Source organism: Aeromonas sp. 160P (assembly GCF_055193095.1).
This window is the reverse complement of the sequence record NZ_JBUXKV010000001.1, coordinates 4,095,674-4,119,919: the sequence shown is the minus strand read 5'-3', so window position 1 is coordinate 4,119,919 and position 24,246 is coordinate 4,095,674. Positions and strand designations below refer to the sequence as shown.

Genomic DNA, 24,246 nt, shown 5'->3' with positions numbered 1-24,246 from the left:
GGCCCTATGAGTCTTTTTCTGGATTTTGAACAGCCGATTGCCGAGCTGCAGGCGCAGATTGATGAACTCCGTCATGTGAGTGAGCACAACAGTGCTGTCGATCTCAACGACGACATTCGCCGGCTGGAGAAGAAAAACGAAGAGCTGACCAAGAAGATCTTCAGCGATCTGGGGGCCTGGCAGGTATCCCAGATGGCGCGTCATCCTCAGCGTCCTTACACCCTCGATTACATCGAGCACATCTTCACTGACTTCGATGAGTTGGCTGGTGATCGCGCCTATGCCGACGACAAGGCTATCGTTGGCGGCATCGCCCGTCTCGATGGCGAGCCGGTGATGGTGATTGGTCAGCAGAAAGGTCGCGAGACCAAAGAGAAGATCAAGCGTAACTTTGGTATGCCGCGTCCGGAAGGGTACCGCAAGGCCCTGCGTCTGATGGAGATGGCCGAGCGCTTCAAGATGCCGATCATCACCTTTATCGACACCCCGGGTGCCTACCCGGGTGTGGGTGCAGAAGAGCGTGGCCAGTCCGAAGCGATTGCCCGCAACCTGAAAGTGATGGCCGGTCTGACTGTGCCGGTGGTCTGCACCGTGATCGGTGAAGGTGGATCGGGTGGTGCCCTGGCTATCGGCGTGGGTGATCGCGTCAATATGCTGCAGTACTCCACCTACTCGGTCATCTCGCCGGAAGGGTGCGCCTCCATTTTGTGGAAGAGCGCCGACAAGGCGTCGGTGGCGGCTGAAGCCATGGGCATTACTGCCCCGCGTCTGAAAGAGCTCAAGCTGATCGACCATGTGATCGATGAGCCTCTGGGTGGTGCTCACCGCGATGTGGCAAAGATGGCCAAGAATCTCAAGGCGCGCATCAAGCAGGATCTGGATGCCCTGCGTCCGCTCGATACCGAGCAACTGCTGGAGCAGCGCTACCAGCGCCTGCTGGGCTACGGTTACTGTTAAGCTCTGCCGTTAGCGCATCAAGCACTGGAACCCCCGTTATCAACGGGGGTTTTTTATTACTGGCAGCGCCCATCCGGCCTAATGCTGCGGGTGGCTTGTCACCCGTTTTGTCAGTGTTTCATGACAGCTGTAGCAGGCTTGCGTGAGAGGGATTGGATGTTACCCAGCAGACATAAAAAAGCGCCCCGTTGATTGGGGCGCTTTTGTCGGTGTCAGGTGCTGTTACAGTTGAAACTCGTCTGTCAGACCTTCATACGCGATATCAATAGATTGCAGCTCCTTCTGCAAGCGCTGTTTGTCTTTGAGCGCTTCGATTTCACGCCATTTACGTTTCTTTCCCGTTGTCCCGCGGCTACGTGAACCGAGCTCAACTACCTCGTCATAATCGAAGTTGAACATTTCCATGGCTCCCTCCTTGGTTTTTATCGTTTTCATCACCCGTATAACATAACGAAGTTGAAAGTAAAACGTTTTCTTTACAGGGTTATGACAAGGCTGGAAAAGTCGATAAAAAAAACCGGGCGCCTTATCAGGCACCCGGTTTTACCAGAAAAATGAACCGATTACAGGCGGCTTGCCAGCATGGTTTCCAGCTTGCCCTGGTCGATGGCAAACATGCGAATGCCTTCACCCAGTTTCTCGTGAGCCATGGCGTCCTGGTTCAGTTCCCAGCGGAAGTCGGCTTCGGTCATCGGGGTCGGTTTCGCCTTGCGCTCACCGGTGTAGTTCAGCTTGCGTACCACGGCGCCTTCGGCTTTGCTCAGCTCTTCCAGCAGCGCTGGGCCAATGGTCAGGCGGTCGCAACCGGCCAGTTCCAGGATCTCGCCGGTGTTGCGGAAGCTGGCACCCATTACCACGGTCGGGTAGTCGTGCTGTTTATAGTAGTCGTAGATGGCGGTGACAGAGACCACGCCCGGATCTTCGCTTTGGGTGTAGTCACGGTTGTGCTTGGCCTTGTACCAGTCGAGGATGCGACCCACGAACGGGGAGATCAGGAAGGCACCGGCTTCGGCACAGGCACGGGCCTGAGCGAAGGAGAACAGCAGGGTCAGGTTGCACTGGATACCCTCTTTCTCCAGTACCTCGGCGGCGCGGATCCCCTCCCAGGTGGAGGCCAGCTTGATCAGAATGCGGTCGTTGCTGATACCCGCTTCGTTGTAGAGACGGATCAGCTTGCGTGCTTTGGCGATGCTGGCAGCGGTATCGAAGGAGAGACGGGCATCGACTTCGGTAGAGATACGGCCCGGAACGATCTTCAGCACTTCCAGACCGATGTTGACGGCCAGCTTGTCGCCCGCGTCGATGATTTGCTGTGCCTTGTCCTGGCTCTGGGCTTTGGCCCACTTGATGGCGTCTTCGATCAGCGGAGCATACTCGGGGATCTCGGAGGCCTTCAGAACCAGAGAGGGGTTGGTGGTGGCATCGATGGGCTGATAGCGTTTGATGGCTTCGATATCACCGGTGTCGGCAACAACAGTGGTCAGGGCTTTCAGCTGGGTTAATTTATCGGCCATAGCGAATATCATCTCTTAATGAGGGAGTCATCCCTGGGTTGCGGGCTTGAGACGGTGGTTCTGAAATAAAATTACAGGATCTTGATGCCTCAGGCTCAGAAAAGCGCGATGGGGGTGACCCATCGTCATTGCCTGCCTAATTAATACTTATGTGGTGCATCCTGCAATAGGGGCACTTGGCTGTTAAATATCCAAGCGCTCGGGTCATACCGTTTTAGTGCTAGAAACTATATGATTAATAAGGTTTTTTGTATTTTTCTGCGGGGCTTTTCCGGTTTGCTTGCAGATCAACTTTTTTAGCCAATATTCATATTTGTGTCGCCGATCACATAAATTACTGCATCACCTACTTGTAATTTTATTACTAGGAAAACGTTTGGCAAAATATCCCCATTTGAAAGCCATTTCAGGCAAGCGTTTGCCTTTGCAAATAACTCATCAGCGCGAGATAAAATGGTTTTCTTATGAGACTCCACCCTGGCGTGCCTGATTAAATTATTGGATTTGTTGAAAGTTTGCGATTTAAATGGCGCTTTATGAGCGTTTACCGTTCGTTTTTTGTGTCCACAGTGATCGGGATCACTATTCTGGACTCCTTCGCTATGCTAGATTCCGCCCCTTTAGCGAAACGCTAATTAAACAACAGACAGAAAACGGTCAGCGCAGACTGACCATGGATGTGAATAACAACGAGAGAATTATGGACACCTTGATTGCGATGCTAAACGACCTGATGTGGGGAGCTGTGCTCATCTACCTGCTGATCGGGGTCGGGATCTTTTTCACTTTCAGACTGGGTTTTATCCAGATCCGTCACTTTGGCCACATGTTTTCCGTGCTGAAAAACAGCCGTAAATCTGATAATGCTGGCATCTCCTCTTTTCAAGCGCTCTGCACCAGTCTTGCCGCCCGCGTGGGCACCGGCAACCTGGCCGGTGTGGCTGTTGCCATCTATCTGGGTGGCCCCGGTGCCATCTTCTGGATGTGGCTGATCGCCTTTATCGGCATGGCAACTGCCTTCGTCGAAAGCACCCTGGCCCAGCTTTACAAGGTTAAGGATGAGGATGGCAACTACCGTGGCGGCCCGGCTTATTACATGGAGAAGGGCCTGGGTATGCGCTGGATGGGGGTGCTGTTCTCGCTCTGTCTGATCCTCGCGTTTGGTCTGGTATTCAATGCGGTGCAGGCCAACTCCATCAGTCTGGCGATGAAGGTGGCGTTCGGTATTCCTGACTGGGTCAGCGGTCTGGCGCTGGTGGCGCTCTCCGGCCTCATCATCTTCGGTGGCATTCGTGGCATTGCCCGTTTTGCCGAGCTGGTGGTGCCGGTGATGGCGCTTGCCTACATCCTGCTGGCGCTGGTGATCGTAGCGATGAATATCACCGAGCTGCCCCATGTCTTCATGTTGATCATCAAGTCCGCTTTCGGGATTGAGCAGGCTGGCTCAGGCGCCATGGGTTACGCCATCTCCCAGGCGATGATCAACGGCATCAAGCGCGGTCTCTTCTCCAACGAGGCGGGGATGGGGTCTGCCCCCAACGCCGCCGCGACTGCGACGCCCTATCCGCCGCACCCGGCTTCTCAAGGGTATGTGCAGATGCTGGGGGTCTTTATGGACACCATCGTCATCTGTAGCTGTACCGCCGCCATCATCCTGATGTCCGGTCAGTTTGAGCCGGGTTCCGGTGTGACAGGGGTGGAGCTGACCCAGCGGGCACTCTCTTCCCAGATTGGCAATGGCGGCAATATCTTCATTGCGGCCGCTATCTTCTTCTTCGCGTTCACCTCAATCGTGGCGAACTACTCCTATGCCGAGACCAATCTGGTGTTCCTTGAGCACAACCACAAGGGCGGCCTGATGCTGTTCCGGGTGTTCGTGCTGGGTATGGTGATGTTCGGTGCCGTGGGTGAGTTGCCGATTGTGTGGGCCATGGCCGATGTCTCCATGGGATTGATGGCTATCGTCAACCTGGTGGCGATCTTGCTGCTGTCAGGGGTAGCGATCAAGCTGGCCAAGGATTACAACGATCAGCTCAGATTGGGTAAGGTACCGACCTTCGATGCCAACAAGTACCCGGAGATCCGCTCCCAGCTGGAAGCGGGGATTTGGGACAATTCACCCCAAAAATAATAATCTGCAAAGTCGATGAAAGGGGGGTGCGGATGGCGCCCCCTGTTTATTGGCTATGTTCCGATTAGCTGGGTGGTTGCAAGGGCTGAGTGCAACAGGTAATGGGGGCATAGCGATCAATATGCTCATGAAAAAAGCGCCACTCGGGCGCTTTTTTGTTGCTCGCAATCCATGCCGCCTAGCCAGCAGCCAGCGTACTCAGTGGGTCGCATACTGGTAGTTGAAGGTTGGCAGTCCCCACTTGAAACGTACCGCCAACAGTCGCAGCACAAAGCCGATACCGATGGCACCGAAAGCCGCCCAGTTGGTCGGCAAGCCCTGATCCAGCGCCAGACAGTAGAGCGCGGCAGTGATCAGCGAAATGGCCGCATAGAGCTCGCGGCGAAACACCAGCGGAATCCGCTGGCAGAGCAGGTCACGCAGCACTCCGCCAAATACCCCGGTCACCACCGCCATGATGCAGGCAATACCGGCGCCGTGGCCCATCTCTAATGCACGGGCAGCGCCAAAGATAGAGAACACCACCAGTCCCAGCGCATCGAGGGCCAGAAACAGCTTGCCGAGATAGCGCATCAAGGGGGCCGAGATCACTCCCGCCATCGCTGCGGCGGCAACCAGCAGCACATATTCCGGGTGTTCAATCCAGAGCAGCGGATAGTGGCCCAGCAGCACATCGCGAATGGTACCGCCACCGATGGCGGTCGCCGAGGCGATGATCACCACACCAAACAGATCCATCCGTCGCCGACCTGCGGCCAGCGCGCCTGTCATCCCTTCGGCTACCAGGCCGATCAAGAAGAGAGCATGTAACATGAGATATTCCAGGGTACGAGAAAGGCCCGTATCCTACCTACTCGGGTTATATGGGACAAGTAATCCAACCTATACATGAATTTAATTCATGCTAAATAGTAAAAAGGCACCGTTTCGGGTGCCTTTTTCTAATCAATGTTCAAGGGTTAGCGTCCCAACTGCTCCTGCCGGTAGTGATCGACCCACATGGCGGTGGCGCCACAGATGGCGACGGGCATCACAAACAGGTTTACCACCGGAATGGCGGAGAAGAGGGTGACCAAGGCGCCGAAGCTCAGGCTCTTGCCACGGCGCTGCTTGAGGGCGTCACGCATGGTGATGAAGTCGATCTTGTGGTTGTCGAACGGATAATCCACATACTGGATCGCCATCATCCAGGCACTGAACAGGAACCAGAGCACCGGTGCCAGGGTCTGGCCGACCACCGGGATGAAAAACAGGATCAGGCAGCCGATGGCCTTGGGCAGGTAATACTTCAGCTTGGTCCATTCGCGGCCGAAGGTGCGCGGCACATCCTTGACGATATCCAGCATGCCGCTGTCATTGGCGGGCTGGCCGGTGAGGATCTGCTCCACTTTTTCCGCCAGCAGGCCGTTGAAGGGGGCGGCGATCCAGTTGGTGACCGAACTGAAGATAAACGAGAAGACCACCAGTATGGTGATGAGCGCGATGGGCCACAGCAGGTAATCGAGCCAGTCTAGCCAGGCCGGGATCTGCTGATGGATCCAGGCGAACAGACCGTCAAGTTGCAACAGGAGGGCATAGAAGGCCCCGGCAAACAGCACGAAGTTGACTAACAGTGGGATCAACACGAAGGTGCGGATGCCCGGTTGGCGGATCAGGGAAAAACCGCGCAGGAAGTAGTCTGCACCACTGATTGACTCTTTGACCATATGGGGGGATTGGCTCATGTGAGCTCCATCTATGCATGGGAGAACAGCCAGCATATTACAAACATCCCTTTGATTTGGTAAAGTCGCCTGCCCGCCTTCCTTTTATTTCGCCACTGATACAGGTCGCCATGCGTCTGAAACTGATCAAACTCGCCGGCTTCAAGTCGTTCGTCGAGCCGACCCGCATTGAATTATCGGCAGACATGACTGCCGTGGTGGGCCCTAACGGCTGTGGCAAATCCAACGTGATCGATGCGGTGCGCTGGGTGCTGGGAGAGAGCTCTGCCCGCCATCTGCGTGGCGAGAATATGACCGATGTCATCTTCAATGGCTCCATCAATCGCAGCCCCCATGGTCGCGCCTCGGTCGAACTGGTGTTCGACAATCCCCATAACCGGGTCCCCGGTGAATTTGGCCGTTTTACCGAAATTTCGGTGCGCCGCGAAGTGCTGCGTGACGGCTCCAACTATTACCAAATCAACGGCCAGAAGTGCCGCCGCAAGGATGTGACCGACCTCTTCCTTGGCACCGGTCTTGGCCCCCGTAGCTACGCCATCATCGAGCAGGGCACCGTGAGTCGATTGGTGGAGTCGCGCCCTGCCGACCTCAAGCTCTTTATGGAAGAGGCGGCTGGCGTCTCTCGCTACAAGGAGCGACGCCGCGAAACCGAACAGCGGATTCGCCACACTCGCGAGAATCTGGAGCGGCTCGGCGATATTCGCGGCGAGCTGGGTGCTCGTCTCGATCACCTTAAATCCCAGGCCGAAACGGCCGAGCGCTACAAGCAGCTCAAGAGCCGTTCACGCGCCGCGCGCGCCGAGCTTATCGGCTCCGAGTTGTGGGCGCTGGAAACCCGTCTGGGCGAGGCGAAAGCCGAGCTGGCGCAGGCCGAGCAGGCGTTGGCCGCATTGGATGCCAAACGTACCGCCGACGAGGGGCGCCACGTTACCCTGTCGGTAGCCAGACAAGAGGCGCAAGCCGAGCAGGCGAGTCGCCAGCAACAGATTTTTCTCGGCGGCCAGGCTATCGCTCGGCTGGAACAACAGCAACTGCACCAGAGCGAACTGGGGCGTGACTGGCAGGCCCGCACCCAGGCGCTGGGCGAGCGGATCGCCACCCGCAAAGAGCAGCTTGCCAGCCAGCAGGAGCAGTTGACCGAAGGGGTATTGCGCGGCGAGCAGGAAGACGCTCGGCTGGAGCAGTGTGAGCAGTTGCTCACCGAGCAGCAGGAGACCCGCCAGCAGGCCAGCGAGGGACTGGAGCAGGCCCGTCAATGCCAGCAGCAGTGGCAGCAGCAGGTGACCCTGTTACAGGGCCAACTTAACCAGACTCGTGCCCGGTTGGGGGGTCTGCAGGAGCTGCAAGCCAAGACCCGGCTGGCCCGTCTCAAACTGGAAGATGAGCGCTCCGGCCCCCTTGGCGCAGAGGCCAACGATCTGCAACCGGCCCTCGATGCACTGAGTGGTGAGCTGGAGCTGACGCGGGCCGCCACTGGCGAGTTGACCGAGCAGCTGGGCTTGGCCGTCGAAGCCCATGAACAACTCAAGCTGCAGCATGGCCAGCAGCTAGGCCTGCAACGGGAGCTGCAGACGCGGCAGGGGACGCTGGATCAGATCCTCGGCGAGCAGATGGAGGGGGCGACCCTGGCCGATCGGCTGCAGGTTGCCCCCGAGTGGGCACCGGCGCTCGACAAGGTGCTTGGCCGCTGGCTGACCGCCACCCCTGCTGACGAGTGCAATTTGGCTCAAGAAGGTCTCTGGATTGGCCCGGCGCAACCGGCGGTTGCCGGCACCCTGGCGGCGCAACTGGGCGGCGAGCACACTCCCGCCTTCCTCAATGCCATCTGGCTGGTCGAAAGCCGCGAGGCCGCATTGGCCCGCCAGCATACCCTGGCCGCCGGTGAGTCACTGCTGACCAGTGCGGGCGACTGGTTCGGTCCCAACTGGGCAGATCTGGGGCAGGGCGCGGCGCTCGGCACCATGGCGTTGCTGGGGGAGCGTGAGCGGTTGCATACCGAGCAGGAGAGGGTTGCCGCGGGGCTGGCGCAACTGACTGAGCAACTTGTCACAGCCGATGCTTGGCGCGCGCAACACGCCAGCGCCCAGGAATTGTCGCAGCGAACCCTGCGCGAGCAGGAGCAAAAATGGCAACAACTGCGCGAAGCCTGGAGCCTGCAACAAGGCCAGCGGCAGGAGCGGTTGCAGCGGTTGGGCCAGCTTGGCGAAGAGCTGATCCGGCTCGATCAGGAACAGGCCGAGGAGGCAGATCGGCTGGCCAGCGCCCATGAACAACTGGAACTCGATGAGGCGCGCCTTGCCGAGTTGCAGGAGCAGGGGGAACCGCTGACCCAAGGGTTGCAGGCCGCCCAGGAGCGGCTGACCCGCTGCGAGCGGGCGGTGGAGGAGGCGCGTTTGCGCCGCGAACAGCAACAGGCTGCCAGCCAGCGTTTGCAACTGGAGCTGGTTAACTTGCGCCAGTTGCTCACCTTGGGCCAAGAGGAGCTGGCAAGGCTTGGGCTGGATCTGGCCGGGCTCAAGGGGCCTGCGAGTGATGCGGGGCCTGATCTGGGCCCGCTGCTGGCAGACCAACGCAGCCTGGAAGCGCTGCAACTGGCTTGCCAGCAACGCTTGACCGAGCTGGAGCGTCAGCTGAGCGAGCTGGAGCAGGCCAGAAGTGCCGATCACAAGCAGCTGGTGACCCTGCAGGAGAAGCTGGCGACCCTGCGTTTGGAGCGAGAGCGCAACCTCACCCGTCGGCAGGGGCTGCACGAACAGTTTGAAGAGCTGGGCGTCCGGCTGGTGGATCTCGATCAGGCGGTACTGATTGCCGCCGATCGGGGCAAACTGCGTCAGGAGATCCAGACTCTGGAGGCGCAAGTGGAGGCACTTGGCGCCATCAATTTGGCGGCGCTGGCGGAGTATGAAGAGGCGAAAACCCGGGCGACTTACCTGGAAAACCAGTGTCAGGATCTCGAGCAAGCGCTGGAAACCCTGAGCCAAGCCATTAAAAGAATTGATAAAGAGACACAAATACGGTTCCGGGATACTTTCGATAAGGTCAATGAAGATTTAAAATCCCTGTTTCCGAAAGTGTTCGGTGGGGGCAGTGCCTGGCTTGAGTTGACCTCCGATGATCTTTTGGAGGCCGGAGTGAGCATCATGGCGAGACCTCCGGGTAAGAAGAATGCTACCATTGCCCTGCTTTCCGGGGGGGAGAAGGCGTTAACCGCGCTTGCGCTGGTTTTTGCCATCTTCAGACTCAACCCAGCACCATTTTGTTTGCTGGATGAGGTGGATGCACCGCTCGATGAAGTGAACGTCGGTCGCTTCTGTTCTCTTGTCAAAGAGATGTCGAGCACAGTACAGTTCGTTTACATCAGTCATAATAAGGTCTCCATGGAGATGGCTGAGCAGCTGGTTGGCGTCACGATGCAAGAGCCCGGGGTTTCTCGCATTGTGTCGGTCGATATTGGTGCCGCCGTCGCTTTGGCTGAGCAAAACTAGAAAGAGAAGCAGCTAATGCAGGAATTGCGTTACATCTTGGTTGCCCTGGGCGGTATTGCTATTGCGGCATTGCTCATTCACGGGTTGTGGAGCAACAAAAAGAATCGTCAGGCGCCGATCAAAGAGAAACCGGCCGGACGAATGGACTCGAAATCGCGGGATCGTGATAACGACAGCTTCGACAGCGATGGCATCGGCCAGGTGCGCGTGGTCGCTGCTGGCCGTCGTGCCGAACCCAAATTGCACAACGAAGAGAGCCGCCAGCCGGAACTCGCTCGTCGTGCCACTGTTCCTGCGTTTGATGATGAAGACGAGGAAGAGGATCTGCCGCCGCCAGTGCTTCGCAAGCCTGCTGCCCGTCCGGTTCCACCGCCCCCTGTCTATCAGGAAGAAGAGGACGAATTTGACGAGCCTCTGCCAGAGCTTGCCGACGAGGTGCCTGCAGCCCCGGTGCGCAAGCCCGCTCAGGTGATCCGCCGCACCCCGGTACACCGTACTCGTCCCCAGCGCGAACCGATGATCCAGTCACTGGATGACGAACCGCTGGTCGAGCCTGCTTATGCTACCGCCCCGACCTTTGGGGTTCGTAGCGAGGCAGCCAGAACCGATACTGCCCGTAGCGAGACTGCCCGTAGCGAGAGTGTACGCAGCGAAACTGTGCGTGCAGAACCGGTCCGTGCCCCCGAGCCGCAATATCAGCCGCAGCCCCGTTATGTGGCGCCTGAGCCGGTATATGAAGAGCCGGTTTATGTGGCTCCTGTTCCCATGGTCGAAGAGCCGCGCATGGCGCCGCAACCGGTTGAGAAGATTTGGCAGGATGTCTATGTCATCAACCTGATGGGCCGTCCGGGTCATGATCTGCAAGGGGCAACCCTGTTGGCCTCTTTGATGGCGTTGGGCTTCAAATTCGGCGAGATGGATATTTTCCACCGTCACGAAGATCCCAATGGCAAGGGTGAAGTGCTTTTCTCGATGATCAATATGGTCAAGCCGGGTACCTTCAATCCGTATCGGATGGAGCAGTTCACCACACCGGGCGTGTCGCTGTTCATGCAACTGCCGCTGCGTAGCAATACCGCCTTTGCGTTCGAAGATATGCTGCAGGCGGCTGACCAGCTGGCCAGCGATCTCGATGCCATGCTGACGGATATGCATCGTAGCCCGTTGAGCGATGAGACCATCGCCCGCTACCGTCACGAACTGGCTACCTATGAGGCCAGTCGCGACTAATACGCCATGCGGGTCGAATGAATAAAAAATGCGGTACCCAGGTGCCGCATTTTTATTTCTACCCCTGGCCGGATTTTCAATCACACCTCGAGACTTCTCCATGAGCGAAACCCTCTCCCGCCACCGTCAATTGTGTGAACTGCTTACCGAATATGGTCATCAGTACTATGTGCTGGATAACCCCACAGTACCGGATGCCGAATACGATCGCCTGATGCGCGAACTGCTCGAACTGGAAGCGGCTCACCCCGAGCTGAAAACCCCGGCATCACCCAGCGTACGGGTCGGCGGCAAGCCGCTGACAGCCTTTAGTCAGGTGCGCCACGAGATCCCCATGCTGAGTCTGGACAACGTATTTAGCAGCGAAGAGCTGCAGGCGTTCGAGCAGCGGATGAGCGATCGCTTGAAGCGTGACGTGCGCTTCACCTTCTGCTGCGAGCCCAAGCTCGATGGTCTGGCGGTGAGCCTGCTCTATGTGGATGGTCAGCTGGTGCAGGCTGCCACCCGGGGTGATGGCGCTACCGGTGAGGAGATCACCGAGAACGTGCGTACCATCAAGGCGATCCCGCTGGTCTTGCGTGGCTCTGGCTGGCCTGCCCGGCTGGAAGTGCGTGGTGAAGTCGTTATGCCCAAGGCGGGTTTTGACGCGATGAATGCCAAGGCGCTGGCTGCTGGCGAGAAGGTGTTCGTCAACCCGCGTAACGCGGCTGCTGGCAGTCTGCGTCAGCTCGATTCGCGCATTACCGCCAGCCGTCCCCTGAGCTTTTATGCCTACGGGGTCGGCGTGGGTGGCGATCAGCTGGGGGATTCCCACTTTGGTCGTCTCAATCAGCTCAAAGCATGGGGGCTGCCACTCAGCCTTGAGGTGAAGCTCAACGAGGGGGCTGCCGGTTGTCAGGCGTTCCACGACGACATTCTGGCCCGTCGTGGCGAGCTCCCCTATGAGATCGATGGGGTGGTCTACAAGGTCGATGCTATCGCCCTGCAAGAGGAGCTGGGCTTTGTCGCACGCGCCCCACGTTGGGCGACTGCTCACAAGTTCCCGGCTCAGGAGGAGATGACGGAGCTGGAGAACGTCGAGTTTCAGGTCGGCCGCACCGGCGCCGTGACCCCGGTGGCCAAGCTCAAACCTGTGTTCGTTGGCGGCGTCACCGTCTCCAACGCCACCCTGCACAATGCCGACGAGATTGAGCGCCTTGGCGTGATGATCGGCGATACGGTGATCGTGCGCCGTGCCGGAGACGTGATCCCGCAGATCGTGGCGGTGGTGGAGGCGCAGCGCCCAAGCGACGCCCGCGCGATCCTGTTCCCGACCGAGTGTCCGGTTTGTGGCTCGGCGGTGGAGCGGTTGGAAGGGGAAGCAGTTGCTCGCTGCTCCGGCGGCCTGTTCTGCGAGGCCCAGCGTGCGGCGGCCCTCAAGCACTTCGCGGCGCGGCGCGCCATGGATGTCGATGGCCTCGGCGACAAGATTGTCGATCAATTGGTGGACAAGGAACTGGTGAAGACCCCGGCCGATCTGTTCAGCCTCAACGCCATCCAGCTGGCCGGTCTTGAGCGGATGGGGCAAAAATCGGCCCTCAATCTGGTGGCGGCTATCGACAAGGCGCGCAGCACTACCCTGCCGCGCTTCCTGTTTGCCTTGGGGATCCGCGAAGTGGGGGAGGCGACCGCCCTCAATCTGGCCAATCACTTCCTCACCCTGGATGCCTTGCGCGCAGCCTCGGTGGAGCAGCTGTTGACGGTGGCAGATGTGGGGGACGTGGTAGCCAAGCATGTTTACTACTTCTTGCGCCAACCCCACAACGTGGAGGTGCTGGAGGCCCTGCTGGCCGCAGGCATCCACTGGCCAGTGATCGAGCAGAAAGAGGCAAGCGAACAGCCCTTTGCTGGCAAAACCTTTGTACTGACCGGTACCTTGACCATCCTCTCTCGCAACGACGCCAAGGCGGCGCTGCAGGCGCTGGGTGCCAAGGTGGCGGGATCTGTGTCTGCCAAGACCGATGTGCTGGTAGCGGGGGAAGCCGCTGGTTCCAAGCTGATCAAGGCTCAGGAGCTGGGGATCACCATCTGGACCGAAGAGCAGCTGCAGCAGGCATTGCAGGGCTGAATCGCCTTCGCCCAGCCTGCTTACCGCAGCACCCGATAAAAGAGAACCCGGCATGGCCGGGTTCTCTTTTTGTTTCTGGGCCGTAACTCACTCACGCCAGAGGATCTTGTGGCGCCACTTGTCGGGCACGGTGAGTTGCCAGCGGGCCAGCTCGCTCTTGCTGAAGACATACTCGCCGCGCAGTGCCGCTCGTGGGGAGAGGGTGCGGGGCAGGGTGCCTGCCAGTATGCTGTTGATCAGGGCGGCTGCCTGATGCCCCTGATCGTTGCCGTCCAGCACCAGTCCACCGATAGCCATCCCCTTGCCGACGCTAAACTCCCAGAAACAGAACAGTGGCAGCGGGCTGTTGGCGCTGGTCCACGCCAGCACCGTCTGTTCGCTGACATGCTGGCCCTGCGCATCGACCAGCGCGTGGTAGAGACCGAGGAAAATGGCCTGATAGCCGTTCTTCTTGGCGTTGAGCACCGCCTCCTGCCAAAGGCCATAGTCACCCATCAGTTGACTATTGATCAGGGTTTGGCCAACCCGCAGTTGGGTCTGGGTTTTGAACTCATCCTCGATGGCAGTGAGCGCGACATTGCTGGAATCAAACAGCACCAGCGCCTTGTCGAGCCCCCCCATCAGCTGGCTTATCTCGCTGATGTTGCGTTTGAGCAGGGGCCGCTCCAGCACCCCGGTGATCTTGGGATGGCCGACAAAGCCCTTGAGGCGCGGATTCTCGTTCATGCCGAGAAAGACCACTGGCGTCCCGAGGGCGGCGATCTCATTGGCCAGATAGTTGATGGCGTTGTCATCCCCCAGCACTACCAGATCCGGTTTGCTCTTGAGATAGAAGGCGATTGCCCGTTGGGCGATGTCGTCGAACTCCTCCCGCTGATAGCGTTTGGTATCCATATAGAAGTGAGAAATCTGGTGTTCCCCGTGTAATCCATTGAGCAAGCCTTTGTTGTAGCTCTTGTCCCACAGGAATTCGGGATGGTAACTGCTGATCACCAGAATATGGGCGGCATAGAGCGGTAAAGATAGGCTGGTCAGCAGCAATAACAGCAGCGACTTGAGCATAACGGCTCCGGTATCAAGGGATAGTGTGTACCTGCTCAGTATGTGTGGTTTTGACTGGCACTGTCATCCCGAAATCGGTGCGGCGAGCCGCGATTTATTTTCAGGTATCAGGATCGGACGCCAGCCCGCACTACGCCTGATTTTGGGTTTATTTGGAGCTTGTTATGGTTGGTCGTGAACTGTCCCGCTAGCTGAAAAACCTGTTCTGGATCAAGAAATGAGGACGCGCTTTGGTGCCTAATAGACACCACATATGGGCATGCATTCGTTTTTAATCCCTATATGTTGTGTTATTAAGCTGTGCATAAGCTGTTCCCTTCCTATCTTCAGCCCGGGTTTGTCAAGCCTCGGCTGAATTTATTTGTGTCCAGGATGAGACGCCGGGAGGGGGGCCTAACAAGGGTGAGCCAAGGGCAGATTGCCTGGCCTTTTAACGGGGAAATTCGATGAAACCGGTTGTGATCAAACGTGACGGATGTCGCGCACCATTCAATGCCCAGCTGATTGCAGAGGCGGTCAGCCGTGCGGCGGAAGCGGTCAGTCAGGCCAGTTCGGCGCTGGCACTGCGTATCTCAAGCGCGGTCAGTCAGGAGCTGGAAGGGCGTGGTGAAGTCGATATCCACGAGATCCAGAACCGGGTCGAAAACCACCTGATGGCGTCCGACGACAAGGCCATCGCCCGTGCCTATATCGAATATCGCCACGATCGGGATCAGGCTCGCGAGGCGCGCGGTCGTCTGGCGCAAGAGATCCGCGGTCTGGTCGAGCAGACCAACGCCGCCCTGCTCAACGAGAACGCCAACAAAGACTCCAAGGTGATCCCGACCCAGCGCGACCTGCTGGCCGGTATTGTCGCCAAGCACTATGCCACCAGCCACATGCTGCCCCGTGATGTGGTACAGGCCCATGAGAGCGGTGATCTGCACTTCCACGATCTCGACTACTCTCCCTTCTTCCCGATGTTCAACTGCATGTTGATCGATCTGAAAGGGATGCTGACCCACGGCTTCAAGATGGGCAATGCGGAGATCGATACCCCGAAATCGATCAGCACCGCCACCGCCGTGACCGCCCAGATCATCGCCCAGGTGGCGAGCCATATCTATGGTGGCACCACCATCAACCGCATCGACGAAGTGCTGGCACCCTATGTGACCATCAGCTGGCAGAAGCACCGTGAAGTGGCCGAAGAGTGGGGGATTGCCGATGTGGACGCCTACGCCATGGCCCGCACCGAAAAAGAGTGCTACGACGCCTTCCAGTCACTGGAGTACGAAGTAAACACCCTGCACACCGCCAACGGCCAGACCCCGTTCGTCACCTTCGGCTTTGGCCTGGGCGACTGCTGGGAGTCGCGGCTGATCCAGCGCGCCATCCTCAGCAACCGCATCGCTGGCCTTGGCAAGAATAAGAAAACCGCGGTGTTCCCGAAACTGGTGTTCGCCATCAAGGATGGCCTCAACCATAAGGTCGGGGACCCCAACTACGACATCAAGCAGCTGGCGCTGGAGTGTGCCTCCAAGCGGATGTATCCGGACATCCTCAACTACGACCAGGTGGTCAAGGTGACCGGCTCCTTCAAGACCCCCATGGGTTGCCGCTCCTTCCTCGGCGCGTACGAGGAGAATGGCGAGCTGATCCACGAAGGCCGCAACAACATTGGCGTGGTGAGCCTCAACTTGCCGCGTATCGCCCTGAAATCCCGTGATGAAGCGGACTTCTGGGATCGTCTGGATGCCGCCCTGCGGGTGGCCAAGAAGGCGCTGATGTACCGTATCGAGCGGCTCGACGGGGTCAAGGCCCGGGTTGCGCCGATCCTCTATATGGAAGGGGCCTGTGGCGTGCGTCTGAAAGCAGACGACAACGTCAGCGAGATCTTCAAGAACGGCCGCGCTTCCATTTCGCTCGGTTATATCGGGGTGCACGAGACCATCAACGCCCTGTTTGGCGGCGACACCCATCTGTTTGATAGCGAGATGCTGCGCCAAAAGGCGATCGCCATCATCGAGCGCCTCAAGGCGGCGACCGATGCGTGGAAGGACGAGACCGGCTACGGTTTCAGCCTCTACTCCACCCCGAGCGAGAACCTCTGCACCCGTTTCTGCCGCATCGATGCCAAGGAGTTTGGTGTAGTGGCCGGCGTGACCGACAAGGGTTACTACACCAACAGCTTCCACCTCGATGTGGAGAAGCAGGTCAACCCGTACGACAAGCTGGACTTCGAGGCGCCCTATCCGCCCATCGCCAGCGGCGGCTTCATCTGCTACGGCGAGTACCCCAACATCCAGCACAATCTGGAAGCGCTCGAAAACGTCTGGGATTACAGCTATGACAAGGTGCCCTATTACGGTACCAACACCCCCATCGACGAGTGCTACGACTGCGGCTTTACCGGCGAGTTCGAGTGCACATCCAAGGGCTTTACCTGCCCGCGCTGCGGCAACCACGACCCGGCCAAGGTGTCGGTGACCCGCCGTGTCTGCGGCTATCTTGGCAGCCCGGATGCGCGCCCCTTCAATGCGGGCAAGCAGGAAGAAGTGAAGCGTCGCGTCAAACATATGTAAACGCACAAGCGATGAAGAGCTGGCCCCTGACCCAAGGGGCCATTTTCATTGGAGGGCGGCAGCCATGCCGCTGTGCCATGAGCGAGGCAGGAAACAAGCGATGCACTACCACCAGTACTACCCGGTCGATGTGATCAACGGCCCCGGCACCCGCGCCACCCTGTTTGTCTCCGGCTGCGAGCACCAGTGCCCGGGCTGCTACAACCAGAGCACCTGGCGGCTCGATGGCGGCCAGCCGTTCGATCAGGCGATGAGCGATCGCATCATTGCGGATCTCAATGACACGCGTATTAAACGGCGAGGTCTGTCGCTCTCCGGTGGCGATCCGCTCCACCCCGCCAACGTGCCCCAGGTGCTGGCACTGGTGAAGCGGGTGCGCGCCGAGTGTCCCGGCAAGGATATCTGGTGCTGGACCGGTTATCGGCTGGGCGAGCTCTCTGCTGCCCAGCGCGAGCTGCTTGCCTTGCTGGATGTGCTGGTGGATGGCCGGTTTGAAAAAGCGCTGGCGGACCCCGGTCTGCTCTGGCGTGGCAGCAGCAATCAGCAGATCCACGACCTCAATGGCTGGCGCGAGAGTGGAGAGCGGATCCCCTGTCTGGTTTGCAGTTGAAGCCCGGGATGTTTATGGTTAGCCCATCCCTATTTCGACGACATCATTGACGAGGAGAGCCGAGATGAACAATCTGCTCAAGATCCTGCTGGCCATTTTCCTGCCCCCTGTGTGCGCTTTTATTCAGGTGGGTTTTAGCCTGCACTTTTTAATCAACATTGTGCTGACCCTGCTGGGCGGTCTGCCGGGCATGGTCCATGCGCTCTGGCTGGTGGTGAGTGACAAGCGCGGCTGATGCCACCGGCTGACTAATGAGCTTATTGACGACAAAAGGGCCAACCTCTCGGGGTTGGCCCTTTTGTTCATGTTCATACGAATACTTTTTCGTTAGGATGGGTGACTGACCAATTGGGGCGCGCGTTGAGCGTCCTGCAGTCCGGCAACAAGCGCCGGCAAAGAACAGGGAGCGTTATATGAAGTGGAAAGTCGCAGTATGGTCAGGTCTGGCAGTGACACTGTTGTTGGGGTGTTCATCCCGTCAGGAGGTGGCGCGCGAGCGCGCTCCGATCGTTATCCCCCTTGAGCAGTTGTCCAGCTACTGGATTCAGGAAAATAAGTGGTCATGGTTCGGTGATGATCAACCGGTATTGCCTGCCAAACCGGTCAAGGGGTTCGTGGAAGTGCGTTACCAGATTGACTCCAACGGTACGCCAATCAAGCCGGAAGTGGTGGCCGCTGATCCCCCCGGCGAGCTGGAGCAGAGCGCGTTGGCGACCCTCTCGCGGATCCGCTATAGCCCGGCAGAGGGCAACCCGGATGCCATTCCGGTCGAGGTGATCAACCGCTTCGACATCGAGATCAACTGATCCCCTCCCGGCACTCTGATGCCAGCGAAATAGAGACCCCGGCCAGGCCGGGGTCACGTTTATTGCTGCTTGCAGTCACGATAGACGGTCTGCCACTCACCGTTTTTGTCACGCATCTCGACAAAGCCCTCACTCCCCTTGTTCCACCAGACGGCCTCATGCTCGTCCGTATAGCGGGCACCGGAGGCCGAGACGGCCTGGGGCAGGGTGTAATCTTTGCCGTCCGGCAGCGACAGCTTGATAAAGCTGAGGCTCTCGTCGGAGAGGGAGAAGTAGCGCACCTGCACCTTCTTGCCCTGCTCGCACTGGTAGCTGACCGCTTCGCCACCGGTGATGGAGAGGGAATTACCCTGATTGCAGCCCGCGAGCCCCCCCATCGCCAGCATGCCGATGGTCATCATATGAGCTTTTTTCATGATTGCAGTCCCATTTATGTCATCCGAGCATGAGACTAACAGCTTGATGATGATCTGCAATGGCTGGTCTGGCGTCTGCGTCGGTAGTTGTCCGGAACCTCATGCCAGCGCAGGCTCGGCTCGGGCGGTATTTGCCAGCGGTTGTGCCAGCACCCCTTCCAGAATGTCGAGGATCTGGCTGTCGATGGTCTCATCGAACTTGCGAGCGAACAGATGATCGCTTTGCAGCAGCGCCGTGGCATCTTCCGCCAGATAGTCCCGCGGCCTTAGCTTGATGTCTCCCATGGGGATCCAGTCGATGGCCCGCTTGTCGTCGTTGACGATGCGGCCCTGATAGCTGGTGTTCATGATCACTGTCTGGAAGAACCCCTCATCGGCGATCAGGGTGTTTTGATAGAACGTTTTGAAGCGATCCACCTCGGGGCTGTGACTGACAAATTCACAGAAAGCGCGGCTCAGGATCATCCACTGGTTGCCAATGTAGGGGATGACTCCCTCCAGATAGGGGCGGGTGGCGACCTGTTCACAGATCAGTTCCCGCTCAGTCTCGGTCACATAGTGATCGATGCGGTGCAGCGTATCGGGGCGTAGCTTGCGCTGATCGAGCACTTTGAGGAAATCTTTGCCGCTGTGGTCGCGCAAGAAGCTGTGGATCTGCTCCTGAGTGCGCAGCGGAAAGTCCTGAGCGCTCAGATTGATGAAAAACTCCCATTCCACCCCCTGCTTCAGCAGTGCCGCTATGCCGCGCAATTCGGCATCTACCAGGCTGTATCCTCCCCACAGCGCATTCTTGCTCGCGAGCAGCGAGGCATTGGGATAATCGCTGAGGAAGCTGGCGATCTCCTGCTGCAGCTCCGGGCCCGAGCTTTTATCGACGTGGATCAGGTAGTGATTACTGTCGTGGTAGATCGCCTTGAACAGGCGCTTGAACTGGTCGGGATAGCGATGAACCAGAATGAAGTAGGCAATCATGGCTGTGTGTCCTGTGTTGGCGGCAGGGCAGCGCCAAACAGCAGGCAGCTTCAGGCGGATGGCTTGAAGCGGGTTCCCGTCGGGCTGACCATTGTCGCAATAAAAGAGAGTGAAACGCATATGGCAACAGTGAGAACAAGCTGCGACAGGGGGAGATGCGCCTTATGGCATCGGGTCAATACAGCCGGTCTGGCAACGTCAGGTTGAGGATGAGAGGGGGGCAAGGGGTGCCCAGGCGGGTGACTCTTTTGCATGACAAGCCTGTCATCAGGTGCAGAGCGCAAGCAGCCGGTAAGTGAGGGGGCACAGTAGCACGGTTCGGGCAGGCGGCGTCATATATCGCCGCCGCCGGATAAAAACTGTTCAATGGAGTCCGAGTTTGGCCTCAAAATCTCGCACCAGCCACTCATAGGTGCCGTTGTTCTTGATCTTCTGCAACCCCTGTTCGAACCGTTTGGCCAGCGCTTCCCCTTGCGGATGGTGGCGGGAGAAGGCGAGCCAGAAGCCATCGGTGGAGAGCTTGCCAACCTTGATCACCTTGCCGGTCAGCAGCTTCTGCTGGATCTTGAGATAGCCCGGCATACCGTTCATCAGGATGTAGTCGACCCGGCCACGCACCAGCATCTCGAGGATCTGGGCATCTGATTTGGCCTGAAAGCGGGTGATCCTGGGGTTCTCCATAAAATCGGTGGGATAGGTGTAACCGAGCGTGATACCCACCCGCTTGCCCTCCAGCGAGGTGAGCTTGAGATCCCGTTGCGGGTCGCTGGCAAGGGCGAAGATGGCGAGATCCTCCTCGAACATGGGGGTATCGTGCCAGTGGTACTGGTAGCGGTTCTCTTCGATGATGGTGGCGTTGAAGCACCCCGCAAGTTTGCCATTTTTTGCATCGTGCATGCAGCGGGCGAAGGGGAGGGTGCGAAACACAATCTCGATCCCTTCGGCTGCGAACACTGCCTTGACCAGCTCCGGCGTCAGTCCGCGGGGCTGGCCATCCTCCTTGTTGCGCTCGCAATAGGGGGCCCAGTCATCTTCGGCACCAATGAGCAGCGGGGCGGCCCCGAGTGGGCTGGTGGCCAGCAATACCAGACAAACCAACCATTTTTTTAACAACGGAACCATAGGTACACCTCATCGACAGCAGCCTTACAAGCATAGCCACACTTCTGCGCTGACCTGTGGTGGCAGGAGGATTGGTGAGGGAGGTAAACGAGGGAGAGAAAAAACGCCCCGGCAGGCGACGGGGCAAAAACGAGCTCATCCATGGGCTGACAATAGTGTTTACAACAGGAAATCAATAGCCAAAGCGGGTCGCCTCGCAGCGGTTGAGCAGCCGGTGGACGAGGTAGCAGGCCAGCAGGGTGACCACGATGGCAAACAGGATGCTGCTCACCCGGTAGAGGGCGCTGAACACCAGATCGTTACCCGGGGTGAGGTATTGGCCAAACAGGATACCGAGGGTGGTGAGGGCGCCAAAGCCGACCCCCGAGCCGCCCGCCTCCTTGACGTGGGCATGGCTGAACAGCATGGCGCCGAGCCACAGCAGCGGGGCGACCAGCAGCAGTTGCCCTGACCAGTCATAAAGCACCAGCTGGCCGAGCAGGCCGAAAGTGACCCCCAGCAAGGTGCCCATCGCCCGTTTGCGGGCATAACTCAGCGCGCCATTCCAGTGCATGGGAAACAGCACCAGCAGGGTGGTGGCCTGAGCTGACATGGAGTCACGCAGATCAAACACCTGAAACACCAGAAACGACAGGGTCGCCACCGTGGCACCCAGCAGGGCTTCATGGCGCATCCGGTGTGGCGCTTTGGGGGTCGATACGGGTTTGGGTCTGGTTTCCACATCCGGGATCAGCATGGTCATCAGATAGGCGATCAGCACTGACAGCACATTCGCCCAGAGGTTGTTGACGATCAGATCGTTGAGGTCGGTCTGCGGATAGCTGGCAAAGTGCAACATGATGCTGAGGCTCAGCACCCCGTTGGCCCCGAACAGAAACAGGCTGCCCCGCGACATGGCGGCGAAGCGGTAGAGAAACAGCAGAAAGGCGATGGGGGTCATCAGCGCCGGATGGCCGCCAAACAGCCCCCCCAGCAGCCCGACTTCCACCCCACAGACCACCGCCGCCGCGATCAGCTGGCGCGCGGCATGGCCATTCATCACCGGCACCATCCCCAGCAGCAGCACCGGTGTGACCGTGTAGAAGACCCCGTAACTCCAGCCAAACAGCTTGCAGAGCAGAAAGCCCGTGGTGCAGCCAAAGGCGATGCGCAGGCACTGGCGCAGCTCGTTGCCGGTGAGGGGCCGATACCAGAGGTGGGTGGTTGTCCCGCCGCTGGGGTGGGCCGCGGCGGTATTGGCCGACGGGTGAGTGGCGTGGTTAGTAGACATAATGGAGCAGGCTGAGCAGGTGGATCTGGCCCCGTGCCAGCATGGCGGTCAGGGCATTATCCGGCAGCAGTTGCACCGTGGCCCGCGCACCGGCTGGCAGATGGTCGGGTAGCTGGTCCAGCTCGAGGTGCAGCCGCATCCGCTGGGCATCCCGAACCCAGCGATCCGACTCCACCGGCGCGGCCAACCGACCATTGGCATCAAACTGACCGGCACTCACCCCGGCATCCAGACTGCTCACCCGGGCAGGATAGAGCTGACCCGGCTCGCCATCGAAGGCGACCAGGGCGCGGGTGTGCTCGCCGACATGGCGCAGGCTCTTCTCCCGAAAATCGGCAATGACATCCACCTGTTCCGATACCAGCGCCAGCAGCGGGCTGCCCGCGCTGGCGATACTGCCCGGCTTGAGCTGCAGGTTGGTGATGGTGCCATCCTGATCCGCGTGGACCCGGCTGTAAGAGAGGGCCAGCTCCGCTTGCGCCAGCTTGTTGCTGGCCTGGCGCAGCAACAGATTGTCCTCACCGGTCACGCCACGGCTGGCCTTGATCTGGGCCAGTTTGGCCTGACTGGCCCGCAGGTTGGCCTGAGCGCTGCGCAGGGCGCTGTCAGTCTCATCTTTTTGTTGTAGCGAAACCATGTGGCGTTGAAACAGCGCATCGGTGCGCTCAGCCTCGCGCCACTTCTGGCTAGCCAGCGTCTCTTTGGCGTTGATGTCGGCAACGGCAGCGGTCAGCGCCGCATCCAGCTCGTTGTTCTGTTGCTCTGCCTGTGCCAAGGCCAAGCGGGCTTGCTCCACCGCCAGTGCGAAGGGCTCGGGATCGAGCGTAAACAGCAGATCCCCTTTCTTGACCTGCTGGTTGTTGTGCACGGCGACCTCGATCACCTTGCCGCTGACCTGGGGGGCCAGCTTGGTCACCACCCGGGTCGCCATCGCCTGAGGGGTGAGGGGCATCAGCAGGTCGGCTATCAGAAAATAGGCAAAAAGGGCGGCAAAGCCTGCCATGGACCATTTGATCCAGCGGGTAAATTGTTGATCCGGGGTCATCTTATTCTCTCTGTAGCATCGGTCTCGGGAGGGCTTGTATCGCCTCCGGCCTATCGGTCGTGGTGCTGTTCAATTTTGCTGAGGGCGTTGGCCGAGATCCGCTGCACCGTGGCTTCAAACAGTTGCAGGGTCTGTTCGTCGATGCCCCCCAGCAGCTCCCGGCGGATATTCATGATGCGGTCGGCGATCTGATCGAGCAGGGTCTGGCCAGCCGGGGTCACGCAGACGATGCGGGCCCGCTTGTCCTGACTGCAGCAGTGACGTTCGATCAGCCCCTGCTCTTCCAGCTGGCCCAGAGTGCGCATCAGGGAGGGGAGCTCTATCTCGAGGGCCTCGGCCAGGGTCTTCTGGCTGACATGGTTTCCCATGCGGGAGAGCTTCCACAGCGCGGTCCAGCGGGGATGGGTGAGGCCAAGGGGGGCCAGCTCCAGATCGGCGGCAGTACGCCATAGCCGGTGCATCCGCGCTATCTGCTCGGCGAGCGACAGCTCGCGCAACCTTTCCAGATCCGTCATCTTCTCATCCTCAATGTACTTAGCCTGCTAAGCATTCTACTTGTTTAGCAGGCTAAGTAAATAGTGTGATTCGGATCATATTTTTGGTCGGATCTTTCGTTGGTACGAGTAAGCAGCATTCGAGCCCCTGATATTATTTGCGGCACTGATCCGCTTGTGGCTCTTTTATCGCGCCGGAGATGGCGCCGTGAATGGAGGATATCCGGCGGATATTTTCATGAAATTTTCAGCTTCAGCGAGCAGCGCTTTTTTTATCCGCTAATATTGATTGGGTTATAAAATAAGGGGAAACCGGTTGTGGATGGATATGACAGTGGATGTGTGTATCTGGCAATTGAAACGCTGTTGAGTGATGGGGAATATGGTGCAGAGTCACATCATGGGGTGAATCGGGAGGGCGCTGTCAGAAGTACCGATATCAGTCATGATTTTGACCCCGCCAATATTTCTGTGTTATTGGCAGAATAGAGCTGATCGTGTGTGATCCTTGTGAGTTCAAGCCAGTGCTGTGGTGTTCGCTGGCTTGACTCATCGTTATTTTAATTATCTCCATTTGTTCTCATCTCCCGCCGCAATGCCCCCTCTTTGCCTTAAAAATCCAGTGTAGCCTGCGGTTACCGTCACTTCGCTCTTATGGTTAAACCTGCTGAATGGCACTCATGATGGGTGATAGGAGGGTATGGGCGCGAGGCTTTTCATCTGGCTCTGTTATTGCG

Annotated in this window: 20 protein-coding genes; 9 read left to right on the top strand and 11 right to left on the bottom strand. The window is 58.6% G+C overall.

What is annotated here, in order from left to right:
• Positions 1–6: 6 nt before the first annotated feature.
• Positions 7–957: an acetyl-CoA carboxylase carboxyl transferase subunit alpha gene (gene accA, locus ACY8FN_RS19080; RefSeq protein WP_042020086.1), complete on the top strand. Its 951-nt coding sequence runs from the start codon at positions 7–9 to the stop codon at positions 955–957.
• A 222-nt stretch (positions 958–1,179) separates the two neighbouring features.
• Here the strand turns inward: accA and ACY8FN_RS19075 are convergent, their stop codons facing one another.
• On the bottom strand, positions 1,180–1,362 hold the full coding sequence (locus ACY8FN_RS19075) for a DUF3545 family protein (protein WP_042020087.1): 183 nt from the start codon (positions 1,360–1,362) through the stop codon (positions 1,180–1,182).
• Between the two features lie 158 nt (positions 1,363–1,520).
• Positions 1,521–2,471: a transaldolase gene (gene tal / locus ACY8FN_RS19070; protein ID WP_068976798.1), complete on the bottom strand. Its 951-nt coding sequence runs from the start codon at positions 2,469–2,471 to the stop codon at positions 1,521–1,523.
• A gap of 700 nt (positions 2,472–3,171) precedes the next feature.
• Here tal and ACY8FN_RS19065 point away from each other — a divergent pair.
• Positions 3,172–4,602 carry an alanine/glycine:cation symporter family protein gene (locus tag ACY8FN_RS19065; RefSeq protein WP_463100914.1) on the top strand — a complete coding sequence of 477 codons (1,431 nt, stop codon included), beginning with the start codon at positions 3,172–3,174 and terminating at the stop codon, positions 4,600–4,602.
• 198 nt (positions 4,603–4,800) lie between these two features.
• Here ACY8FN_RS19065 and ACY8FN_RS19060 read toward each other — a convergent pair whose 3' ends face one another.
• On the bottom strand, positions 4,801–5,415 hold the full coding sequence (locus tag ACY8FN_RS19060; protein WP_101323888.1) for a trimeric intracellular cation channel family protein: 615 nt from the start codon (positions 5,413–5,415) through the stop codon (positions 4,801–4,803).
• Positions 5,416–5,561: 146 nt separating this feature from the next.
• Positions 5,562–6,326 (bottom strand): sulfate transporter CysZ, encoded by a 765-nt coding sequence (cysZ, locus tag ACY8FN_RS19055; RefSeq protein ID WP_042020093.1) that lies wholly within the window; start codon positions 6,324–6,326, stop codon positions 5,562–5,564.
• 110 nt (positions 6,327–6,436) lie between these two features.
• Here cysZ and ACY8FN_RS19050 point away from each other — a divergent pair, with 110 nt between their 5' ends.
• The 3 genes from ACY8FN_RS19050 to ligA all read left to right on the top strand — a co-directional run bounded on the left by ACY8FN_RS19050 (position 6,437) and on the right by ligA (position 13,148).
• Positions 6,437–9,811, top strand: coding sequence for an AAA family ATPase (locus ACY8FN_RS19050; RefSeq protein ID WP_463100913.1), 3,375 nt, complete (start codon positions 6,437–6,439; stop codon positions 9,809–9,811).
• A gap of 15 nt (positions 9,812–9,826) precedes the next feature.
• Positions 9,827–11,041, top strand: a complete 1,215-nt coding sequence (gene zipA / locus ACY8FN_RS19045) for a cell division protein ZipA (protein WP_463100912.1) — start codon at positions 9,827–9,829, stop codon at positions 11,039–11,041.
• Between the two features lie 100 nt (positions 11,042–11,141).
• Positions 11,142–13,148, top strand: coding sequence for an NAD-dependent DNA ligase LigA (ligA, locus tag ACY8FN_RS19040; protein WP_463100911.1), 2,007 nt, complete (start codon positions 11,142–11,144; stop codon positions 13,146–13,148).
• 87 nt (positions 13,149–13,235) lie between these two features.
• On the opposite strand, the gene ACY8FN_RS19035 is transcribed toward ligA, so the two are convergent.
• Complete coding sequence (locus ACY8FN_RS19035; RefSeq protein WP_463100910.1) at positions 13,236–14,210, bottom strand: ABC transporter substrate-binding protein; 975 nt, start codon at positions 14,208–14,210, stop codon at positions 13,236–13,238.
• Between the two features lie 446 nt (positions 14,211–14,656).
• Here ACY8FN_RS19035 and nrdD point away from each other — a divergent pair, with 446 nt between their 5' ends.
• The 4 genes from nrdD (at position 14,657) to ACY8FN_RS19015 (ending at position 18,190) form a co-directional block, all read left to right on the top strand.
• Positions 14,657–16,774 (top strand): anaerobic ribonucleoside-triphosphate reductase, encoded by a 2,118-nt coding sequence (nrdD, locus tag ACY8FN_RS19030; protein ID WP_139728193.1) that lies wholly within the window; start codon positions 14,657–14,659, stop codon positions 16,772–16,774.
• A gap of 100 nt (positions 16,775–16,874) precedes the next feature.
• Entirely contained in the window at positions 16,875–17,384 is a 510-nt protein-coding gene (gene nrdG / locus ACY8FN_RS19025) for an anaerobic ribonucleoside-triphosphate reductase-activating protein (protein ID WP_463100909.1), read from the top strand.
• Positions 17,385–17,448: 64 nt separating this feature from the next.
• A complete protein-coding gene (locus ACY8FN_RS19020) occupies positions 17,449–17,619 on the top strand; it encodes a YqaE/Pmp3 family membrane protein (RefSeq protein WP_005343870.1) in 171 nt (56 codons plus the stop codon).
• Positions 17,620–17,797: 178 nt separating this feature from the next.
• A complete protein-coding gene (locus ACY8FN_RS19015; RefSeq protein WP_139720571.1) occupies positions 17,798–18,190 on the top strand; it encodes a TonB family protein in 393 nt (130 codons plus the stop codon).
• Between the two features lie 59 nt (positions 18,191–18,249).
• Here ACY8FN_RS19015 and ACY8FN_RS19010 read toward each other — a convergent pair whose 3' ends face one another.
• The 6 genes from ACY8FN_RS19010 to ACY8FN_RS18985 all read right to left on the bottom strand — a co-directional run bounded on the left by ACY8FN_RS19010 (position 18,250) and on the right by ACY8FN_RS18985 (position 23,530).
• Positions 18,250–18,606 carry an MliC family protein gene (locus ACY8FN_RS19010; RefSeq protein WP_463100908.1) on the bottom strand — a complete coding sequence of 119 codons (357 nt, stop codon included), beginning with the start codon at positions 18,604–18,606 and terminating at the stop codon, positions 18,250–18,252.
• A gap of 99 nt (positions 18,607–18,705) precedes the next feature.
• A complete protein-coding gene (locus ACY8FN_RS19005) occupies positions 18,706–19,578 on the bottom strand; it encodes a beta-1,6-N-acetylglucosaminyltransferase (RefSeq protein WP_101319125.1) in 873 nt (290 codons plus the stop codon).
• Between the two features lie 363 nt (positions 19,579–19,941).
• On the bottom strand, positions 19,942–20,700 hold the full coding sequence (locus ACY8FN_RS19000; protein WP_463100907.1) for a substrate-binding periplasmic protein: 759 nt from the start codon (positions 20,698–20,700) through the stop codon (positions 19,942–19,944).
• A 172-nt stretch (positions 20,701–20,872) separates the two neighbouring features.
• Positions 20,873–21,970: a DUF2955 domain-containing protein gene (locus tag ACY8FN_RS18995; RefSeq protein ID WP_463100906.1), complete on the bottom strand. Its 1,098-nt coding sequence runs from the start codon at positions 21,968–21,970 to the stop codon at positions 20,873–20,875.
• On the bottom strand, positions 21,960–23,015 hold the full coding sequence (locus tag ACY8FN_RS18990) for an HlyD family secretion protein (protein ID WP_139720581.1): 1,056 nt from the start codon (positions 23,013–23,015) through the stop codon (positions 21,960–21,962). The genes ACY8FN_RS18995 and ACY8FN_RS18990 overlap by 11 nt, the downstream gene beginning before the upstream one ends.
• Positions 23,016–23,065: 50 nt before the next feature.
• On the bottom strand, positions 23,066–23,530 hold the full coding sequence (locus ACY8FN_RS18985) for a MarR family transcriptional regulator (RefSeq protein WP_101319129.1): 465 nt from the start codon (positions 23,528–23,530) through the stop codon (positions 23,066–23,068).
• Positions 23,531–24,246: the final 716 nt, after the last annotated feature.

Bases quoted from the DNA above. Each gene is read 5' to 3' on its own strand.
- accA (WP_042020086.1), top strand. From the start codon at position 7: ATGAGTCTTTTTCTGGATTTTGAACAGCCGATTGCCGAGCTGCAGGCG.
- ACY8FN_RS19075 (WP_042020087.1), bottom strand. From the start codon at position 1,362: ATGGAAATGTTCAACTTCGATTATGACGAGGTAGTTGAGCTCGGTTCA.
- tal (WP_068976798.1), bottom strand. From the start codon at position 2,471: ATGGCCGATAAATTAACCCAGCTGAAAGCCCTGACCACTGTTGTTGCC.
- ACY8FN_RS19065 (WP_463100914.1), top strand. From the start codon at position 3,172: ATGGACACCTTGATTGCGATGCTAAACGACCTGATGTGGGGAGCTGTG.
- ACY8FN_RS19060 (WP_101323888.1), bottom strand. From the start codon at position 5,415: ATGTTACATGCTCTCTTCTTGATCGGCCTGGTAGCCGAAGGGATGACA.
- cysZ (WP_042020093.1), bottom strand. From the start codon at position 6,326: ATGAGCCAATCCCCCCATATGGTCAAAGAGTCAATCAGTGGTGCAGAC.
- ACY8FN_RS19050 (WP_463100913.1), top strand. From the start codon at position 6,437: ATGCGTCTGAAACTGATCAAACTCGCCGGCTTCAAGTCGTTCGTCGAG.
- zipA (WP_463100912.1), top strand. From the start codon at position 9,827: ATGCAGGAATTGCGTTACATCTTGGTTGCCCTGGGCGGTATTGCTATT.
- ligA (WP_463100911.1), top strand. From the start codon at position 11,142: ATGAGCGAAACCCTCTCCCGCCACCGTCAATTGTGTGAACTGCTTACC.
- ACY8FN_RS19035 (WP_463100910.1), bottom strand. From the start codon at position 14,210: ATGCTCAAGTCGCTGCTGTTATTGCTGCTGACCAGCCTATCTTTACCG.
- nrdD (WP_139728193.1), top strand. From the start codon at position 14,657: ATGAAACCGGTTGTGATCAAACGTGACGGATGTCGCGCACCATTCAAT.
- nrdG (WP_463100909.1), top strand. From the start codon at position 16,875: ATGCACTACCACCAGTACTACCCGGTCGATGTGATCAACGGCCCCGGC.
- ACY8FN_RS19020 (WP_005343870.1), top strand. From the start codon at position 17,449: ATGAACAATCTGCTCAAGATCCTGCTGGCCATTTTCCTGCCCCCTGTG.
- ACY8FN_RS19015 (WP_139720571.1), top strand. From the start codon at position 17,798: ATGAAGTGGAAAGTCGCAGTATGGTCAGGTCTGGCAGTGACACTGTTG.
- ACY8FN_RS19010 (WP_463100908.1), bottom strand. From the start codon at position 18,606: ATGAAAAAAGCTCATATGATGACCATCGGCATGCTGGCGATGGGGGGG.
- ACY8FN_RS19005 (WP_101319125.1), bottom strand. From the start codon at position 19,578: ATGATTGCCTACTTCATTCTGGTTCATCGCTATCCCGACCAGTTCAAG.
- ACY8FN_RS19000 (WP_463100907.1), bottom strand. From the start codon at position 20,700: ATGGTTCCGTTGTTAAAAAAATGGTTGGTTTGTCTGGTATTGCTGGCC.
- ACY8FN_RS18995 (WP_463100906.1), bottom strand. From the start codon at position 21,970: ATGTCTACTAACCACGCCACTCACCCGTCGGCCAATACCGCCGCGGCC.
- ACY8FN_RS18990 (WP_139720581.1), bottom strand. From the start codon at position 23,015: ATGACCCCGGATCAACAATTTACCCGCTGGATCAAATGGTCCATGGCA.
- ACY8FN_RS18985 (WP_101319129.1), bottom strand. From the start codon at position 23,530: ATGACGGATCTGGAAAGGTTGCGCGAGCTGTCGCTCGCCGAGCAGATA.